Origin of the sequence: Trichocoleus sp. FACHB-40 (assembly GCF_014695915.1) — a bacterium.
Classification (GTDB): Bacteria; Cyanobacteriota; Cyanobacteriia; order Cyanobacteriales; family FACHB-T130; genus Funiculus; species Funiculus sociatus.
Map to the genome: position 1 here is coordinate 180,125 of NZ_JACJPF010000044.1, position 17,334 is coordinate 197,458.

Genomic DNA, 17,334 nt, shown 5'->3' on the forward strand with positions numbered 1-17,334 from the left:
ACTAGAAATTAGAGACTCTGCCTCACCGCTTGGCTATCAACAAATGCCTATCGATTAAAGGTAAAACGACCATTTACCTTTTCCCCATTAATATCAGAGAGAATAACAACTTTATACTCCCCAGGTGCTTGCTCAGGTAGCAAAACAGCGTAGTGTTTACCCTCAGCATCGTACTTCATATCTAGCGTTTTTTGACTCCCATTAGGTAACTGAACCTGAGCCGTTACTTTGGCGTTAGGAATTGCTTCGTGAGTGTCACCTTTCTGGAGATACAAATCCAGGTGAGTGCCTTTATCTTCCTTTTCAGGAACAAACTCTAAATGATAGTTTCCCGTCTCCACAACTTTACCTCCTTTGGAGGGTTGTGAGTGGTCGCCTTTGTCAGCCGTTTCTGAGGAAGAAACAGCGGGACTATTATCTGGAGTTGCTGCTTGTTTTCCGTTGCTACAGGAACCCAAAAGAAGTAATCCCATAGCGAAAAAAGCCAAACTTACCTTAAATAATTTCATCTTTACTTTGCGTCCTTGGCGCTTTATATCAAACCTTTTTAGGTATCAAAATTTTCCCAAACTGAGCATACAAAGCAGGTAATACTAACAGCGTTAAAGCTGTAGAAGTAAACAATCCGCCCAACACCACCACCGCTAAAGGTTGCAAAATTTCTTTACCAGCACCGCCGCCAAATACCAGAGGTAACAAGCCTAAAGCCGAGGTAAAAGCCGTCATCAAAATAGCATTTAGCCGCTGCATCGAGCCTTCAATTATGACTTCACGAAAAGGCAAACCATCGGCAAATTTAGCATTGTAATTATCAACTAATAACAACCCGTTGCGAGTGGCGACACCAAACAGGGTGATAAAACCAACCAGAGAAGCCACAGAGATAACACCATCTGTGAGCGCAATTGAAAGCACTCCTCCCACTAATGCTAAGGGTAAATTAATCATAATCATCGCAGTTGAGGGAAAAGATTTAACTGAAAAATATATTAATATCGTAATTATCACGAAAGCTAAAGAGCTAAATAGTAATATGTTTTGGGTAGCTCGTTGTTCTGACTCGAATTGGCCGCCATATTGAATAAAGTAACCAGGAGGTAATTGCACTTGTTGCTTAACTTTGGCGCTAATTTCATCTACTACAGAGCGCAAATCTCTACCGCTGGCGTTGGCGGATACAACAATTAAACGGGAAACATTTTCACGGTTGATAGTATTTGGGCCTGTCCCGTAGTCAATTTTTGCAACTTGAGCGAGGGGAATTTTTTGATTGTTAGGAGTATCGACTAGCAAGTTACTAATAGTATCCAAGTTGCGGCGAGCATCTTCTTTTAACCACACAACAAGGTCAAAGGTTTGTTGCTGCTCTAAGACTTGGGAAACGACTTTTCCATTGAGCGCTGTTTCAATAGTTTCTGACAGTTCGCCCACAGTTAAACCATAACGAGCAGCAGCTGACCTGTCAAACTGAATTTGAATCTGTCTAATTGGCAATTGGGGTTCTAGTTGCAAGTCTACAATACCGGGGACAGTTTTCATGATGTCTTCGACTTGTCTGCCAATTGTGCGGAGTTGCTGCAAGTCGGGGCCAAAAATTTTGAGCGCGATCGCACTCCTGACCCCTGATAGCACTTCATCCATCCGGTGAGAAATAAAACCGCCAATATTGGGCGCAACACCAGGTAATTTAGCAAATTCTTCCCGTAGCTTTTCAATACTTCCCGTGCGGTCTTTTATCCCAGCTTCGCTCAGTTCCACATCCAAATGTCCAAAGTTCACACCTGCTGCATCAGCATCTCCGGGGGCGCGTCCCGATCGTAACTGGATAAAATCAAAGCGGGGATCGTCCTTGAGAGCATCCTGAAGCGCTTCACCAGCACGGTTGGTATTTTCCAGAGAAACACCGGGATAGAGAGTCAGGGTATTGACGAGCGATCGCTCTTGAAACTCCGGCAAAAATACCCGTCCCAACGAAGGCGCGATCGCAATTGCTGCTACAAGAGATGCGATCGCGATCGCAGAAATTAGCTTAGAACTACGCAGAGAAAACATTAAAAAGGGACGATAAAGCCCTTTAAAAAATCTCGCCACCCACGGTTCTTTTTCTGGAAAACTACCGTGAGGCAGTAAGATAGCACATAAAGCTGGAGTAACTGTAAGTGCTGTAACACTAGAAGCCAAAACTGCCACTAAATAAGCAATACCCATCGGTGCAAAAATGCGACCTTCTACACCAGCCAAAGCAAAAATTGGGGAAAATACAACCACAGTAATTAATGTGGCACCAAACAAAGAATCGCGCACCTCCTGACAGCCTTCAAAAACCACATCTAAAGGAGATTTTATATTTAGAATTTGGGATTGGGAATTGGGAAGATTCCTCTGTTCACTTTCCCCAGTCCCCAGTCCCTTGTTCTTATATTCCCGCAGAGAACGGTAGACATTTTCAGCATCCACAATCGCATCATCTACCGCTGAACCAATGGCTACAGCCAAGCCGCCCAAAGTCATCGTATTAAGTCCCAGTCCCAGCCAATTTAACGCCAGTAATCCTAGCAGCAAAGACAAGGGAAGCGCCGTGAGACTAACTACGAGAGTCCGCCAATTCATCAAAAACGGAATCAAAATTAGGGCAACAATAAAGCTACCTTCGACCAAAGCTTCCCTAACATTTTCAATCGAAGCATCGATAAAGTCTTCTTGACGAAAAGTTACCTGCACTTGTACATCTTTGGGTAAGCCAGATTTAACCTCTGCCATTGCCGCTTCTATGGCACGAGTGACAGTCGGAGTATCAACAAGCGGCTGTTTATTAACCATTAAAACTATTGCCTTTTTGCCGTTCAAGCTGGCATCGCCACGCTTCAAGGCAGCACCAATTTTAACATCAGCAACATCTCCTAGCATAATGGGTGTACCATTGCGAGATGTAATTACTGATTGCTGTAAGTCTTCAATAGATTCAATTCGCCCAATGCCTCGGATTAATAATTCTTGGTCTGGATTAGTTAAATAACCACCAGGAGCATTAACATTAGCAGCAGCAGCAGCTTCTTGTACTTCGCGCAAAGAGACATTAAACGCCTTCAGCTTTTCTGAATCAACTAATACTTGATACTGGCGAATATCACCGCCATAAGCCACAACTTGCGAGACACCAGGAACAGCTAAGAGGCGATTGGTCACTTGCCAATCGACAATGCGCCGTAACTCCATCAAGTCGATTTGGGATTGAGGTTTATCCTCGGTAATAGTAAAAGCATATTGGAGTACAGTACCGATAGGGGAACTAATAGGCGAAATTTGGGGTGAATCAACACTTTTTGGTAGCTTTTCTTGAGCTTGCTGCAATCTTTCTGTCACTAACTGCCGGGCTTGATAAATATCAGTTTCCCAATTGAAAATAACTTTCACAACTGAGAGTCCTACCGCTGAAGCAGAGCGTACTGTTGTTACCCCCGGAGTCCCATTAATTGCACTTTCAATAGGTAAAGTAACGAGGGATTCTACTTCCTCTGGTGCCAATCCTGGGGATTCAGTTTGTATTTCTACTTGGGGTGGAGCAAAATTGGGAAAAACATCCACTGGCATTTGCGAAGCCACGCGAAAGATCCATACTGTAATTATCCCGGCGGCGAGGACAACTATCCAGCGTTGTTTAATAGACCATTTGATGATGGCACTGAGCATTTTTGGTTTGTCAGTCGTGAGAATCCCTTTTTAATAATTGACACAGCAAAATGAAATCAGGATGAAATTTTAGCTAAGGAGTAGAAGAGTTATGGGTAAAGTGGCAATTATTGGGGTGATGTTCGTAATCGTCGCAGTAGTAGGGGCGGGAGTGTTAGCCTGGACTGCATGGAAGCAGCACCGACAAGAGGAGCAACGACGCGAACAAGACAAACGTCAGCGATTAGCTCAGCCTGAAGAAGCAAGAAAGCGGGAAAACTTAAATCAGCCGCAGCCGAAGAATCCAGAAACAACCATCCAGTCACCGGAGCTGGGAAGTTTGATTGGTGAGATTGAAGATGGTATGCGCGAGTTGAAAACATCTATCAATGACGTTTTCGCAAAGCCTGCAACTCAACAAAGTAAGCCAATGTTAGCTTCAAAACTAGCTGTTCTCCTAGCATCAGGAAGATGGAAAGAAGCTGACGAAGAAACACTCAGGATTATGCTTCAAGTGGCAGATCGAGAAAAAGAAGGTTGGCTGGATGTAGCAGCCATCAAAAAATTCCCTTGTGAAGACCTTCGCGCTATCGACCAACTTTGGTTAGAATCCTCTGATGGACGCTTTGGGTTTAGTGTACAAAAGCAAATTTGGAAAAGCTTAGGCGGAAATTTCAACGCTGACGATCAAATTTATGAAGCTTTTAGCGATCGCGTAGGATGGCGCGTGAATCAAAACTGGCTACAAGTCGATGACCTTACCTTCAATTCCTCGGCTCCCAATGGACATTTGCCTGCTGTTGCTGTCAGGTTGGGAGGGTTGAGTTGGGGTGTGACGGGGTTTTGGTGGGAAAAGAGACAAGCCTACGTTTTTCTTCTCTCTGACAAAGACTGGTAACTTGTAAAATTCTCTCCATCGTCACTTACACAAATTAAACCTCTAACTGAGCGTTTCCGGATCAATTCCCCTTGCCCGTAGCAACTCTACAAGACGCTCTGCTCGTTCATCTGGCGTTGGGAATCTATTACCTTCCTCGTCATACCAGTAGAGCCATTCTCGCGTACATCTCTCATAAGTTCCAGTCTCGCGTCCAATTCCCAAGGCAATCTCAGGCATCCAGACAGGTTCACCGGATAGACGCTGATATGCCCCATCTACCAAGCGGTACACTTCCAAGGGATCGTGGCGATCGCGCCGAGAATAATCGGGGTTGTAAACGCAATAGTACAACACGCCTAATCGGGCATAATCGGTAATTTTCTCGTCGTATTCTCCCCCGTAGGTTTTGGAAACGACTTCTAAGACCCAAATTGGAACAATGTTATTTTCTTCCCAAACGATGTAACTTGGTCGTAACTTACCATTCTTGAGTCGCGGTACTCCCAAACTCAGGAAACTATCGGGAACTATGGCAATTCTGGGATTTGTCCCAGTTGTATGGTAAATGCCCATATTTACGCCGAAAAACCAGTCGTTACGACTAGCCCACAGCAAATTTAAAATTATCCTCAGCAAGGTGGGGATTAGGATTTGTAATTCATGATCCACTGGAGTGTCGTCAGAATCTGGTAGTTCGTCACTTGAGGGTAGATTTTGTAGCGGATTGTAGTTTACCATAATCGCTCTTTTAGCGCCTCCTGTCTGGATCTTAACTTGCTCAGGCTTTCAGGCTAGAGATAGGCATAATCTACCGTTTTGGGGTTAGTTGCTGGGGATCGGAATCCTGAGTTTTCGGCATTTCCGGAATTGAGAAATCTACCAAACTGACGGCTTTTTTGGTGCGACGACCTAACCAAAAAGCACCAGATGCGATCGCTCCCCCACCAGCTACAGCCCACAGCCAGGGAAGGAAATTTTGGATTATTGACTCTTTTTCTTCACTTTTCCCTTTTTCCGCCTCCCGAATTGCGCCCTGTTGTGGGGAGCGATTGCCTTTTAAAGATTCGGCATAAAGTTGAATTGCGCCTTGGGTGACGATGCGATCGCCATCAAACAAGCCACTCTTAATTTCAACTAAGTCTCCCAAAGTTCTACCCAAAGTAACTTCAGCAGGCTTGAAAGTTGTACCATTTTCCACATAAACCAGCTGTCTGCCATTGGCTTCTACTACAGCTGAAGTTGGCATCACTAACACAGCAGTTGGTGTCTTATCAGTCAAAACTTCTAATTGGGCAAACATTCCCGGTTTCAACTGCCCATCAGCATTATCCAGTTCGGCTTTTACTGGTACAACCCGCGTTTCACCTTCTACAACCGAGCCAATTACGGCAATCTTGCCTGTAAAAGTACGATTCGGCAAACTGGCAACCTTTGCGATCGCTTGTTGCCCAATTTTGACTTTTTCTAAATCTTTTTCGTAGATATTCGCCGTAGCCCAAACCCGACTATTATTGAGAATGGTCATCAACTTTTCCCCCGCCTCTTCCACCGATTGACCAAGAGTGATTTCCCGGTCAGCAACAGTTCCAGAAATCGGTGCAGTCACCGTCACCAATCCTTTATCATTGGCACGAGTTCCTAGTTGTTGCAGTCGAGTTTGATAAGTGGCGTTACTCAGGCGGATACGAGATTTTGCCACTTCTACCGCTGATTTAGCGCGTTTAAGTTGCGCTTCAGCTTCCAGAACTTCCCGGCGGCTAGTGGCTTTGGTAACTGTCGCCAAAGCTTCTGCCAGTTCGGTTTCGTCTTCCAGCACTTGGCGGCGCGGAATTGCTCCCTGTGCTGAGAGTTCCCGATCTCGGTTATACCGTTCCTCCGCCAATGCTAACTGGCTGCGGGCTTGTTTTATCTCCGCTGCGGCTATCTGTAAATATCGCTGATAATTTTGTTCGGCTAACTTTAAATCAGCTTCAGCTTGTTGCAAATCTCCCTCTGCTTCTGCCCGTTTTTCCTGGGAATTAACGCGCAATTCTACTAAGTCAGGTGCGGCGATGACGGCGACAACTTTCCCAGCTTGGACAACGGCACCAGGTTCTACTAAAAGTTCAACAATTTTACCTGGGGTTGGTGAAGTAACTTCTACTTTTTGGCTGGGCAAAGTTTCAATTTGACCTGTAGTTTTAATGCCAAAATCCATCTGCTGCTTCGTGACAGGTTTAACTTCGATTCCCATCCGCTTTAGTGTTTGGGAATCCACCTGAATTCCCTGTTGAGTCCCCGGATTTGCTTCTGTTTCTTGATGAAATTCGTCTCCATGCCCACCATGAGCTAAAACAAATTTTGGCGTTATAAGTAACAACAAAAATAGAAATATTCCGGAAACAGAACGCATTGCCATAAGGTGGAAGCGCATGGCTAGAAATTCCTTATATCACAGCATTTAACAAGTTTCGCAAAAGATAATGAAATCAGGATGAAATCACTACTGCCGACACCCTGTAGGGTACGGTTACACGAGCGAAACCTACCAACGCGGGCTTCGTGGGCAATGGCAAAAGCTTGATATTTAGGCTGAATTGTGCATAGGCAGTTTGACGGTAAAAGTGCTGCCTTTGCCCAATTTGCTCTCAACGTGTATGCTGCCGTTGTGGGCAGTAGCGATCGCTAGCGCAATCGGCAATCCCAAGCCAGAACCGCCACTATTTCGGGAGCGATCGCTATTCACGCGATAGAATCGGTTAAAAATCAGCTTTTGTTGTTGCGCTGTAATGCCGATGCCTGTATCTTTTATGTGAATCAGCGCAGTGCGATCGCTACTTTCTAAAGTAACCATCACCTCTTCCCCGACAGGCGTGTATTGAATAGCGTTAATAACTAAGTTACAAAGCAGACGATACAGCTGTTCCTCGTCACCATTGACATACAAAGGCTCGCCTACATTGCCGTTGTCAGCCATAAGATTAACATCAGATGCGATCGCCAGTGCTGCCAATTCTTCTGTCACATCACTGACTAAATCGTTGAGACAGGTGAGACTAACTTTTATAGGCGAAACCTGCTGATCCATGCGAGATAATAACAACAAATCCTTAACAAGTTCAGATAGGCGGTGATTCTGACGCTCAAGAGTTTTCAGGGTGTCTCTCGCCTCTTTTCCACTTAGTTTATTTATTCTCAATGAAGATTCTACCGTCGCTTGAATTGCAGCTAGAGGTGTCCGCAACTCGTGGGCAGCATCCGCTGTAAATTGTTGAATTTGGCGATAAGATTGGTAAATTGGTTGCATCGCTAGTCCAGCCAACAACCAACTAGAACTGCCGACCAAAATCATTGCCACAGGCAAGCCTAATAATAAGATAAATTTCAAGACAGCAAGTTGATTGTCAAGGTCTTTAAGACTTCGCCCCACCTGAATGTATCCCCAACGATTATCTTGGGTATGCAGAGACAGAGAAATTTGATGGTAGCGAGTACCTTGGCGATCCTTGTGAATTTGCCACAATTCCCGTTTTGATGTTTGATATAATCCCTCTGGCTGAAGTCCTGCGAAAGCAATTAAGCGTCCTGAACGATCCAATAAACGCACGTAGTAATCGCCTTGGTGAATTGCGCCTATTGCGTGACGCTGTGTATTTTCTAATTGGGTAACGCAGCCGTTAAGAGCAAGACAAATATCTGGTAAGAGTTTTTGAGTAATTGGTTCCAAGCGTCCAGGCTGCTTCAAAGTTGGTTCAATGCTATCGTGCAGCGTTCCGGCAACAGATTCTAATTCTCGATCGAGTGCGTTCCAATTAGCATGAGCGATCGCGCGGTAAACAGCAAATCCACACAAACTCAGAATCAAGCCCATGATGCCAACATACCAGCCAGCTAGTCGCCAGCGCGTTAGCTGAAATAGTTTATTTTGATTCACGTTAATAGTTGCTAAGGTCAGGATGGCTAATTGTTTATTAATATTAGCCATTAGTTATTAACTAATGACTAATGACTATTTAAACGATATCCCACACCATAGACAGTTTCGAGGACGCGATCGCATCCATATTCAGCTAATTTACGACGCAGCAGCCGCATCTGAGCCGCCACCACATTACTCATCGGTTCTGCGCCCAATTCCCAAAGCTGATTTAGAAGTTGGTCGCGAGTAAAAATCTGCGTCGGATGCTTCATAAAATACTCTAGCAGTTGAAATTCCTTAATAGTTAGAGGAATAGCTTGCTTATTCTGATAACAAACTGTATGAGTAGTGTAATCTAAAGTCAAACTGCCAACTTGTAGAGCTGGGGCTTGAAGTTGAGGCGATCGCCTTTGCAATGCCCGCAGCCTCGCTAACAGTTCCGCCATGCCAAACGGCTTTATTAAATAATCATCAGCACCAGCATCCAACCCAGCAACTTTATCTTCCATACTATCTTTAGCAGTTAGCATCAAAACTGGTAGAGGATTATTTTGCCGCCGTAGCTTTACACATAACTCGATTCCTGATAAACCTGGCAGTAACCAATCGAAAATAGCCAACGTATATTGCGTCCACTGGCTTTCTAAAAATTCCCAAGCTTGCGTGCCATCCAGAACCCAATCAACTATATACGCTTCCTGGCTTAAGGTTCGTTTAATTGCCGCACCCAAATCAGGCTCATCTTCGACTAAAAGTATCCGCATAAGATGTTTTACTAAGTTGTATAAACGACTGGTGAGGGAGAGAAAAGTCGCTTAATTTTATTCAGCACTCAGCACTTTTCAAAATATTAGTTAAGCACTTAGATAGATGTGGTAAAAACTAATTATTGTTAAAAAATGGTTAGAACACCATTTTGGTTTATCTTTGCAAAACTTAAAATTTTATGACTGATTAAAGGCAAGAGTTTCAAAATCCAAAATGGCATAACCCACCAATTACTGATAGCCAAGCAGAGACATAATATTATGAACACCGGACAAAAAGACCCCATAACTGGCGCTAATTCTTCTGAGTGGGTGGAGAGACTGGCACGTTTGGGCTTTGGAGCTAGAGGGGTGGTTTACGCCACCGTGGGAGTGCTGGCGGCGCAGGCGGCATTTGGTGCAGGCGGTAAAACCACTGATACTAAGGGTGCGCTGCAAAGCATTGTGACGCAGCCGTTTGGGAAATTCTTACTAGCTATAGTAGCTTTCGGCTTGCTTGGTTACGTGCTGTGGCGTTTCGTGGAAGCGATCGCCGATCCAGAAAACAAAGGCACCGATGCCAAAGGTCTTGCACTGCGTTTGGGATACGCTGGGAGCGGCTTGATCTATGCTGGGTTAGCCTGGAGTGCAATTAAGCTTATCCTGGGTTCGGGAGGCGGCGGTAATAGTAATTCTTCGCAAGACTGGACAGCACGCTTATTAGCGCAACCCTTCGGTCAATTTCTAACTGGAATTGTTGGAGCCGCCGTCATCGGCATGGGCTTCTATCAATTTTACAGAGCTTACAAAGCCAAATTCCGCAAAAAGTGGAAAATCAGCGAGATGAGCCAACAAGAGGAGAAATGGGCGACACTCGCTAGCAGATTTGGTATTGCTTCTCGTGGTGTTGTTTTTAGCATTATCGGTCTTTTTCTACTCCAAGCGGCGCGGCAGTCCGATGCCACTCAAGTTGAGGGACTAGGTGGTGCCTTGGCAGCACTAGCACGACAGCCTTTTGGCCCTTGGCTTTTAGGAATTGTTGCCTTCGGTCTAATTGCTTATGGTATTTATAATTTCGTAGAGGCGCGATATCGGCGGATTAAGACTAGGTAAATTAATTTAAACAGCTCGGCAGAGTCGAGTTTATCTCGTTCCCAGGCCGCAGCCCAGGAACGAGATTTTAATGCAGAGGTAATGGCAATAGGCTTTAAGGTGGTTCAATAGATAGTTAAGTGTTTTTCTATAGCAATTCGCGGGTTGAGTGCGATACATCTGTAGGGACATGGCAATGCCATTTCCCGTTAGAACCACGATATATTCCACCTAAGTGAGAAACACTATAAATTCAGATATTTGTAGAAGCTATGCTCAACAAACATGATGAGTTGTTACTAAAGGATCTAAAGCTTCAACCACTTTGGCTGCTCCAGTTATATGTAGTTCTAGGAGTGGTTGCAGCAATTTCTGGATTCGTTATTGAGAGCGGAAATCTCTCAAAAGCTGCTTGTTTAGGAGGTGGTTTCCTGATCGCTTTGGGAGCTGAAAAATTGGTAACGCACCGAATCAGAAAAGCTGCACTTTCTCTGGTTAATAGAAATTAACGCTGTTTTTCATGCTCAGGACTTACGCAGTTAATTAGTGAATGCCTGATTCTGTCGTAGGGGCATTGCCATGCCCCTACAGCGTGTTGACGTGGGTAAGCCTTAATGCTTTTTCTCGCACTTCTCGACCTAAGTGCAATATCTAAGCTGTAAGATTCAAAAGTTATCAAATGGTTTGACGGCAAAATCTCCCAGCGTCACGGTGAAACTCTGCTGATTTCCAGTGGCAACAAAATTAATAATAACTTCAGAAGCTACGGCAACAGCCAACATAACTAAATTCCGCGCTAATGGGTAGTCGCAAACATCATCATTTGCTGGGGAAGGAACGCGATAAATTTCGTTCCAGATAACCTCGGCATAGTCGGAAGCTAAGCCGACGTGTAGGCAAGGAATATTTGCATTGGTGCAATAATCTTTGACAACTTGACGACTGGTGCTGTTGTCAAAAGTATCAATGACAATACCGCTACCAGCAAGCAATTGGGCGACGTTTGCCGATGTTAATTCTTTGGAACGCCCATCGACTGCGACACCCAAGGCGCGATAAATAGTATTAGTGAGAATTTTCGCTTTGTACGCACCAACGTCTGAACGGTAGTAGGGCTGGGTGGAGAGGTTGCGTTCTTCAATGCGATCGCGATCGATTGTCACCAGTTTACCAAAACCCGAACGCGCCAGATTTTCCGTAATATTTGCACCCAGCGCCCCCGCACCGCAAACAGTCACCGGGAAATCGCGCAACTGTGCCATTAATGCGGGTGTTCTGTGGAGTTGTTCGTGAAAGAAAATAGACATATTGGTAATGGCTAATTGCTAATTGCTAATTGCTAATAACTTCAGAAATCCCAGTTATCTCGCGCTTCGATGACACCTACCAGGGATTGCAAGTCAAAATCGCGATCGCGTCCGCTCAAGCAAATGCCAGAACTGATAACTGTAAGATCCTTTTTGTCAATAGCAGAAGTGTGCCACTCACCGTTGCTAGTAGTCCACTCGATCTGCCAATAGTCACCGCGATCGCGAAATTCCCGCAAATCGCCTCCACCCATCCGCAGCGCTTCCTGCAAGCGTCCTTCATCACCGTCCGCCTTACGCCGAGGTCTTTCCACGCGCCGCGCCTGTTTTGTAGTTTGTCGCGTCCGCCGCTGACGTTCGATTGATTGCTGTTGCTGTCTTCGGCGCTGGTATTCTTCCGTCTGCTGCAACGCCAAATCATACACAGTACGCATCTCTGGAGTCATCCCAGCAAAGCGAATATTTTGATCCGTCAAAGAGCGCAGATGTGATCGCAGTTGTTCCCCAACCAGGGGATCGCCACGTCGATCGACTTCATCAAACCACCAGACACCACCATCCCAACGCGCAATTATCGGCTCAAAAACCCCTCCCTCAGTCACCAAATGCACTATCGCTGGCTTAGCGACACCCAAACGCTGCTGCATATCAGATTCATTCACAGGATAAGCCAGCCACGTCTGCCCTTGCAAAACATAAGCCAGACGCAAACGTAGCGGCTTTAGCAACTTGAGATATTCCGCCACCTGCACAAGGCTGGGTTCCTCCACCATTTCGGCAGTTTTTTCATTTACTGGCTGAAAAATGCCCCATCCTTCAAAGTCTTGTGGCTGAGGGGAGAAAGTGTAGATGATGTTTGCAACACGCGATCGCACCTTTCCCCCACGCACACACGGCGCGAAAAACTCAGTATCGCGCAACTGCACTTCCTGTGCAGCTATTTCATTTATCAGTTTGCGGATATCTGCCATAGAGTTAGCCCCTCAAATCAACTCTGAGCTAAAGATAAATAGTGAAATCATATAACTTACTCACCTTCTATTTCCTGGTTTACAAATAGATAAGAAATACCTTCAGGAAGCTCTTCCTCATCAGTTGCTTCTCCTTGCAATAATTGCTGAACATAGGGTGGTGGCTCTTCACGAATTAATTGAATTTCCTCTGGTAACCCTCCGGAGATATGCTGTATGAAACTAGCAGCACGTCCTGGAAGCGAATCTGTGTAACCTGACGACCTTAAAAAACCTTGGCAGCAAACAATACAATGCCAAGGGTAGCTTATTAATGAAAGATTAACTGAAAAATCTTTTTTGTCCTGAGAAAGTATCTTTTTCACAGTATATGCGTCGGCAATAGAACAGCCAAGAAGGTTTCCCTGTTGGGAAAAAGTTCTACAGTTCCATCGAGAAGGAAAATTTTTAATATACCCTGAGTTGTAAAAACAATACATGGGATACAGTCCATGCTTACGTGCATTATCAAGCAGCATATTTACCTGTTCTCCATGTTTGTTTGAGTGAGCAAACGATGAATATGAAAGAGCATTATCGTCCTTCAGCCTCTTCGCTTGAACTCTAATACCAAGCCACTGTGAATTACTGCCTATCCACCATTCCCAATCTGCTCCAGTTATTTTTCCTTCGTCCTGTTGTGAGAATTTTTTGATGTACACCCTTGTTGGATGACGCCGTTTTATCTCCAAAAGATTTAACTCTGTTAAAGTGGTTTCCGAAATTGAAATTCCGGCTATTTCACCAGCAGACATTAGATTCCAAGTTTCAATAGCACGGTTAGCAAAGGTATTACAAATATCAAATTTGAAATTTGAAGTATACAAATTTTGCATACATATTCCTTTTTTTTCAATATGGCTTACACAAATCGGTGAACAAATTCATGAGTTAAATCAACCCTTCCCTTGCGTAGAACGGCGGGATCTAATCTTTCCGTCGTGTTGCAAGTCATCAAAATTACCAACTTTTGCTTAGCCTGAATACCAGATTCATCAATTACACTTTGATACAAAGTTCCATCCAGCAAGCTCAAAATATGCTCAGTTTTATTATTATTCTGAGCAGCATCCAAGGCTCGATTTTTAGCTAAATTGTCAGCTTCATTGATAATGATACAAATTCGCTCCAAATAACTTGGTGGAACAAAATTCTCAACCGCGTCGTGATCCAGAATAAAAATGACATATCCTAGAGGCGCGAGAATTTCCTTAGCTACAGCTTGCGTCCAAGCAGTTTTACCTGTACCAGGATCTCCATTTACTAACACAGCCAACTGATTTTGGTCGAGAATCGCCTGCTGTACTGTATCAGTAAAGCCTTGAATATCCTCTGGAAAAGAACGAATTGGAAACTGACTGTGAATCTGGCCCACGCGGCTTTGGTAGCCACTCAGCATCACCGCCAAATTATAAGTTGCTTTATTAATCAGTGGCGCTAGTTCCTTAGCCATCAGGGTATAGCGTCGCCGTCCCCTGTCTAAGTTTTCGATTTCTAGCCAAGCTTGTTGCTTAGACCAGAAAGCATAAACTGTGTTAATAATGTCGAGGCGTTCCCAATTAACAAACCGATCTACAGGATAATAAAAATGTCTGTCTAGATAATATTGGGTAATCATATCCGGACGATCTACTAAATCCAGGATTTTGAAAATAGTAATCTCCTGTAGTCGGTTCAAAACGTAATCAATGGGAATACTATTTCGGCTTACGAATTGGATGACAGGTGCATCAACCCATAAAACATCTTTATACCGATAATCTGGCGTAGGAGGTTCGGGAGTGATGTAGTTCCAAAACTCATCTACTTCATATCGCGTATTCTCAGAAAAGACGTTTAATATATTTGCCCACCAGGTATATTCGTTGCGTCCCATAGCATCAGCAATATCGCTGGCTAAGTCCAAACCTTTTTGTGTTAGCTCCTTAGAGTCGTTAAACAAAAGATGCCACAGAAACCCCCAGTCAAGCTGTCGGTTTAATGGTCGCCAACCAGCGCCCAATAAACCTTTTGCTTGCGGGTTTTTGGGTGTAGAATTGTCTTCTTGATTTCCAAAATATCCTGATCCCATAGTTTCAGTTATTCTCGCTTTGTGATGTATTTATGGGGAAGCGATCGCTAGTTTTACTAAAACACTTTATTCTATTTATCCAACAGCCTTTAATATCTGTTGCAGATATTCGGGTGAAACGCTATCCACTAGCCAAACCCCATTCTCAGAACAATAAAATTCATATCCTGCTTTGTGCATTGCAGCAGCATCTACCGCAAAAACTACTGGGCGACCATGACGTTTGCCTACAGCTTCTGCTGTCGCAATATCCGGCGATAGATGGACGTGATGCCGTGACATTTTCCGAAGACCATTCTGCATAATTGATTCGACGGATTTGTGTCCTGTACCGTGGTATAGCACATCTGGAGGTACAGCGGGTTCCAATTGCAAATTAATTTCTACACTATGCCCTTGGTTAGCACGAATTAAGGTGCCTGTAGAGTCATAAGAAAAGCGTTTTTTATCATTTTGTGCAACTACCTCATCTAATTCGGCGGGAGTAATCGGAAATCTGTGCTTTTTACACGCTGTTAAAAGTTCATCTACCGAAATCCAGCCTCCAAGCGCAAGTTCAAGACCAATCTCCCCAGGATTGTGCCGCAGAATATAACTGAGATATTTGCTGATTTTAACTTGGCGTGAATTGTTCATTCAATAACTCTTTTCATTTTAACAATGCCAGTTACCTTCTAGGTATCGCTTGACTAAACCTGCGTGTGATAAAGGACTAGATAAATCATCTAAGTCACAGTTGGTTTCATAATCTAATAACAAAACTGTTTGTTCTGCACTAAGTTGTTTCAGTTCGTCGAGTTGGTTCCCAAGACAATTTTCTAGCACCCATTTATATGAAGGTAGGTAAATAACACGACGTGCGTCTGCATAGGACAAAAGTTTGTCTCCTGTTAAGCCTGCACGATGTCCTAATACTTTTTCATAAATTCTTGTCGTGCGCTTGATACCCTTCATATTAGTTATGCTGAGTTTGCTTTTGTCTACGTTAGCAGACTCAAAAACTTTCAACCCTTGCCAAATCCCTTCTACACTCATGCTGAAGTGTCCCGGCGAAAAAGGAACGGGAATTCCACCATGCGGGTAAAAAGGGCTGAAGCGCAGCCAAGGTTGTGAACCACGCGAGGTAAGGTCAACGATAGCGGCTTCCCCATAGCGTTGACGCAAATCGCGGGAGGTGCGGCGACTTTTTACAAAAAGCGGCATTGTCAAGTGCCTAGGCTTAGAGTGGAAGAGGATGCGACTATTTGTATTATAAGGTACTACAGAAAAACCGGAGAGATTCCCGATGTCTATGGTTACTCTCGTTCCCAATCTCTGACTGGTAACGCAATTTTGGAGGCAAACCCTCCCTTCCAAAGTTGTAGAAAACTTACTTGTGGGGCTTTACTTAACTTCTACCATTCCCAGCCAGAAATTGGGAACGAGAAACGCCGAATCAATCCAAAATCGTAAATCTAAAATCCAATCGATTGACGACTTCTACTTTAAAGACATTCATAAATCACCTGTTGTAATTTTTTCAATACCACAGAATTTGCTTTTGAAACAAAGTTTGGAGTTTTTTGCCCTTTCCCTTAACACGACAAGTGCGTTTTAGCACCGCAAAATCCTCCGGATGCTTTTCCAGCACCTGCTCCCACACGGCAAGGGCTACCTCTTTGTAGGCTGTTTGTAAGTCGCTCATGCTGTATCCTCCATAACATCTTGACCAACACATCTACCGAAGGTTAGATTGAAAAAATGTGTTCTTCTGACCCACCTAAAGATGTGTGCCTTATTGAGTGACGTTGCTAGAGGACTATTTGTTGAGGAGAAATTACAAAATGTTTCATAAGTCGTTCCGTAATGCTATGGTGGCTGTTGCTCTATCGCTACCAGTAGTTTCGCTGACAGCCCATAATGCCTTAGCTGACCAGCGCGACTTCACAGTTATCAACGAAACCAGTAGTCCCATCCGTCACCTGTACGTCTCATATACTGGCGAGGACAAATGGGGTGAAGACATCCTGGGTAAGGATCTTCTAGCCGTTGGCGAGTCTACGTTGATATACTTCACTGGCGATGATAAGGTATGCAGCTATGACATCAAAGCTGTATTCGAGGATGGAGAAGAGGCGGAAGACTATAAGGTGAATCTTTGCGAGACTGAGACTTATAGCTTTACTGAGAATTAAGGAAGTTGCTAGGGTGGTTCTTCCCACCCCAAGCAGCTGCAACGCCAGCAAAGTTCCGCTACTTTTGAGATTGGCTAATGCAACTCAGTACCGTCCTTGCGGAGTAAGTAGCGATCGCAGTTTTGAACAGAGACAAGACGTGATCGCTGTTCTGTACTGATTTTGGGTGAGCGCTCCTGTAGCGAACCAGCATCTCAATTCTTGCTCAGACTGAGAACCGTTTAATCAAGTAAGCATTTTCAGTATTATCACGTACAAGTAGCCGGAAATTCATAGTTTAAAATAGAACGCATATTCTTTAAATTCTTGAGTAATTGAGCCAGAAGGTAAGGGAGCATCCCGGTTTTGCGCTTTTGAGCATCAAACGGATATTGATCCGTTAAGGTAGGCGCACCGAAGCTTAAGCATTTGATTAACATTTTTCATCAACCACTGCGCTCCTGAAATTTTCAACCTTCTATCAATTTGTTTTACTGCCGACTCTACA

The 17,334-nt window shown here is 44.2% G+C and carries 19 protein-coding genes and 1 pseudogene; 5 read left to right on the forward strand and 15 right to left on the reverse strand.

What is annotated here, in order from left to right:
* Positions 1-47: 47 nt before the first annotated feature.
* Both H6F63_RS08610 and H6F63_RS08615 read right to left on the reverse strand, forming a co-directional pair.
* A complete protein-coding gene (locus H6F63_RS08610) occupies positions 48-509 on the reverse strand; it encodes a hypothetical protein (protein ID WP_190636558.1) in 462 nt (153 codons plus the stop codon).
* A gap of 28 nt (positions 510-537) precedes the next feature.
* The gene (locus H6F63_RS08615; protein WP_190636560.1) at positions 538-3,690 is read right to left on the reverse strand and encodes an efflux RND transporter permease subunit; all 3,153 of its coding nucleotides are present in this window, start codon (positions 3,688-3,690) and stop codon (positions 538-540) included.
* A 91-nt stretch (positions 3,691-3,781) separates the two neighbouring features.
* Here H6F63_RS08615 and H6F63_RS08620 point away from each other — a divergent pair, with 91 nt between their 5' ends.
* The gene (locus tag H6F63_RS08620) at positions 3,782-4,567 is read left to right on the forward strand and encodes a GUN4 domain-containing protein (protein WP_190636562.1); all 786 of its coding nucleotides are present in this window, start codon (positions 3,782-3,784) and stop codon (positions 4,565-4,567) included.
* A 42-nt stretch (positions 4,568-4,609) separates the two neighbouring features.
* On the opposite strand, the gene H6F63_RS08625 is transcribed toward H6F63_RS08620, so the two are convergent.
* From H6F63_RS08625 to rppA, 4 genes are all read right to left on the reverse strand, one after another.
* A complete protein-coding gene (locus tag H6F63_RS08625; protein WP_190636564.1) occupies positions 4,610-5,287 on the reverse strand; it encodes a Uma2 family endonuclease in 678 nt (225 codons plus the stop codon).
* 70 nt (positions 5,288-5,357) lie between these two features.
* Positions 5,358-6,962 (reverse strand): efflux RND transporter periplasmic adaptor subunit, encoded by a 1,605-nt coding sequence (locus H6F63_RS08630; RefSeq protein WP_190636566.1) that lies wholly within the window; start codon positions 6,960-6,962, stop codon positions 5,358-5,360.
* Positions 6,963-7,115: 153 nt separating this feature from the next.
* Positions 7,116-8,462 carry a two-component system sensor histidine kinase RppB gene (gene rppB, locus H6F63_RS08635; protein ID WP_190636586.1) on the reverse strand — a complete coding sequence of 449 codons (1,347 nt, stop codon included), beginning with the start codon at positions 8,460-8,462 and terminating at the stop codon, positions 7,116-7,118.
* Positions 8,463-8,530: 68 nt separating this feature from the next.
* Positions 8,531-9,211, reverse strand: a complete 681-nt coding sequence (gene rppA, locus H6F63_RS08640; protein WP_190636567.1) for a two-component system response regulator RppA — start codon at positions 9,209-9,211, stop codon at positions 8,531-8,533.
* Between the two features lie 264 nt (positions 9,212-9,475).
* Here rppA and H6F63_RS08645 point away from each other — a divergent pair, with 264 nt between their 5' ends.
* Both H6F63_RS08645 and H6F63_RS08650 read left to right on the forward strand, forming a co-directional pair.
* Positions 9,476-10,306 carry a DUF1206 domain-containing protein gene (locus H6F63_RS08645; protein WP_190636568.1) on the forward strand — a complete coding sequence of 277 codons (831 nt, stop codon included), beginning with the start codon at positions 9,476-9,478 and terminating at the stop codon, positions 10,304-10,306.
* A gap of 251 nt (positions 10,307-10,557) precedes the next feature.
* Positions 10,558-10,794, forward strand: a complete 237-nt coding sequence (locus tag H6F63_RS08650; RefSeq protein WP_190427927.1) for a hypothetical protein — start codon at positions 10,558-10,560, stop codon at positions 10,792-10,794.
* 156 nt (positions 10,795-10,950) lie between these two features.
* Here H6F63_RS08650 and H6F63_RS08655 read toward each other — a convergent pair whose 3' ends face one another.
* From H6F63_RS08655 to H6F63_RS08685, 7 genes are all read right to left on the reverse strand, one after another.
* Positions 10,951-11,592, reverse strand: coding sequence for a ThiF family adenylyltransferase (locus H6F63_RS08655; protein WP_190636569.1), 642 nt, complete (start codon positions 11,590-11,592; stop codon positions 10,951-10,953).
* A 41-nt stretch (positions 11,593-11,633) separates the two neighbouring features.
* Entirely contained in the window at positions 11,634-12,563 is a 930-nt protein-coding gene (locus tag H6F63_RS08660; RefSeq protein ID WP_190636570.1) for a hypothetical protein, read from the reverse strand.
* Positions 12,564-12,619: 56 nt separating this feature from the next.
* Positions 12,620-13,438 carry a DUF6615 family protein gene (locus H6F63_RS08665; protein ID WP_190636571.1) on the reverse strand — a complete coding sequence of 273 codons (819 nt, stop codon included), beginning with the start codon at positions 13,436-13,438 and terminating at the stop codon, positions 12,620-12,622.
* Between the two features lie 26 nt (positions 13,439-13,464).
* Positions 13,465-14,673 (reverse strand): AAA family ATPase, encoded by a 1,209-nt coding sequence (locus tag H6F63_RS08670; protein WP_190636572.1) that lies wholly within the window; start codon positions 14,671-14,673, stop codon positions 13,465-13,467.
* 75 nt (positions 14,674-14,748) lie between these two features.
* Positions 14,749-15,309 carry an RNA 2'-phosphotransferase gene (locus tag H6F63_RS08675; RefSeq protein WP_190636573.1) on the reverse strand — a complete coding sequence of 187 codons (561 nt, stop codon included), beginning with the start codon at positions 15,307-15,309 and terminating at the stop codon, positions 14,749-14,751.
* 18 nt (positions 15,310-15,327) lie between these two features.
* Positions 15,328-15,876 carry a hypothetical protein gene (locus tag H6F63_RS08680; RefSeq protein ID WP_190636574.1) on the reverse strand — a complete coding sequence of 183 codons (549 nt, stop codon included), beginning with the start codon at positions 15,874-15,876 and terminating at the stop codon, positions 15,328-15,330.
* A 316-nt stretch (positions 15,877-16,192) separates the two neighbouring features.
* A complete protein-coding gene (locus H6F63_RS08685; protein ID WP_190636575.1) occupies positions 16,193-16,357 on the reverse strand; it encodes a hypothetical protein in 165 nt (54 codons plus the stop codon).
* 139 nt (positions 16,358-16,496) lie between these two features.
* On the opposite strand from H6F63_RS08685, the gene H6F63_RS08690 reads away from it, so the two are divergent.
* Positions 16,497-16,847 (forward strand): hypothetical protein, encoded by a 351-nt coding sequence (locus tag H6F63_RS08690; RefSeq protein ID WP_190636576.1) that lies wholly within the window; start codon positions 16,497-16,499, stop codon positions 16,845-16,847.
* 13 nt (positions 16,848-16,860) lie between these two features.
* Complete coding sequence (locus tag H6F63_RS08695; RefSeq protein ID WP_190636577.1) at positions 16,861-17,007, forward strand: hypothetical protein; 147 nt, start codon at positions 16,861-16,863, stop codon at positions 17,005-17,007.
* 88 nt (positions 17,008-17,095) lie between these two features.
* Here H6F63_RS08695 and H6F63_RS08700 read toward each other — a convergent pair whose 3' ends face one another.
* Both H6F63_RS08700 and H6F63_RS08705 read right to left on the reverse strand, forming a co-directional pair.
* Positions 17,096-17,266, reverse strand: coding sequence for a hypothetical protein (locus H6F63_RS08700; RefSeq protein ID WP_190636592.1), 171 nt, complete (start codon positions 17,264-17,266; stop codon positions 17,096-17,098).
* Positions 17,208-17,334, reverse strand: a pseudogene (locus tag H6F63_RS08705) (ISKra4 family transposase); the annotation flags it as partial. The pseudogene H6F63_RS08705 and the gene H6F63_RS08700, both read right to left, overlap by 59 nt.

Bases quoted from the DNA above. Each gene is read 5' to 3' on its own strand.
- H6F63_RS08610 (WP_190636558.1), bottom strand. From the start codon at position 509: ATGAAATTATTTAAGGTAAGTTTGGCTTTTTTCGCTATGGGATTACTT.
- H6F63_RS08650 (WP_190427927.1), top strand. From the start codon at position 10,558: ATGCTCAACAAACATGATGAGTTGTTACTAAAGGATCTAAAGCTTCAA.
- H6F63_RS08690 (WP_190636576.1), top strand. From the start codon at position 16,497: ATGTTTCATAAGTCGTTCCGTAATGCTATGGTGGCTGTTGCTCTATCG.
- H6F63_RS08675 (WP_190636573.1), bottom strand. From the start codon at position 15,309: ATGAACAATTCACGCCAAGTTAAAATCAGCAAATATCTCAGTTATATT.
- H6F63_RS08620 (WP_190636562.1), top strand. From the start codon at position 3,782: ATGGGTAAAGTGGCAATTATTGGGGTGATGTTCGTAATCGTCGCAGTA.
- H6F63_RS08655 (WP_190636569.1), bottom strand. From the start codon at position 11,592: ATGTCTATTTTCTTTCACGAACAACTCCACAGAACACCCGCATTAATG.
- H6F63_RS08685 (WP_190636575.1), bottom strand. From the start codon at position 16,357: ATGAGCGACTTACAAACAGCCTACAAAGAGGTAGCCCTTGCCGTGTGG.
- H6F63_RS08665 (WP_190636571.1), bottom strand. From the start codon at position 13,438: ATGCAAAATTTGTATACTTCAAATTTCAAATTTGATATTTGTAATACC.
- H6F63_RS08615 (WP_190636560.1), bottom strand. From the start codon at position 3,690: ATGCTCAGTGCCATCATCAAATGGTCTATTAAACAACGCTGGATAGTT.
- H6F63_RS08670 (WP_190636572.1), bottom strand. From the start codon at position 14,673: ATGGGATCAGGATATTTTGGAAATCAAGAAGACAATTCTACACCCAAA.
- H6F63_RS08680 (WP_190636574.1), bottom strand. From the start codon at position 15,876: ATGCCGCTTTTTGTAAAAAGTCGCCGCACCTCCCGCGATTTGCGTCAA.
- H6F63_RS08700 (WP_190636592.1), bottom strand. From the start codon at position 17,266: ATGTTAATCAAATGCTTAAGCTTCGGTGCGCCTACCTTAACGGATCAA.
- H6F63_RS08625 (WP_190636564.1), bottom strand. From the start codon at position 5,287: ATGGTAAACTACAATCCGCTACAAAATCTACCCTCAAGTGACGAACTA.
- rppA (WP_190636567.1), bottom strand. From the start codon at position 9,211: ATGCGGATACTTTTAGTCGAAGATGAGCCTGATTTGGGTGCGGCAATT.
- H6F63_RS08630 (WP_190636566.1), bottom strand. From the start codon at position 6,962: ATGCGCTTCCACCTTATGGCAATGCGTTCTGTTTCCGGAATATTTCTA.
- H6F63_RS08645 (WP_190636568.1), top strand. From the start codon at position 9,476: ATGAACACCGGACAAAAAGACCCCATAACTGGCGCTAATTCTTCTGAG.
- H6F63_RS08660 (WP_190636570.1), bottom strand. From the start codon at position 12,563: ATGGCAGATATCCGCAAACTGATAAATGAAATAGCTGCACAGGAAGTG.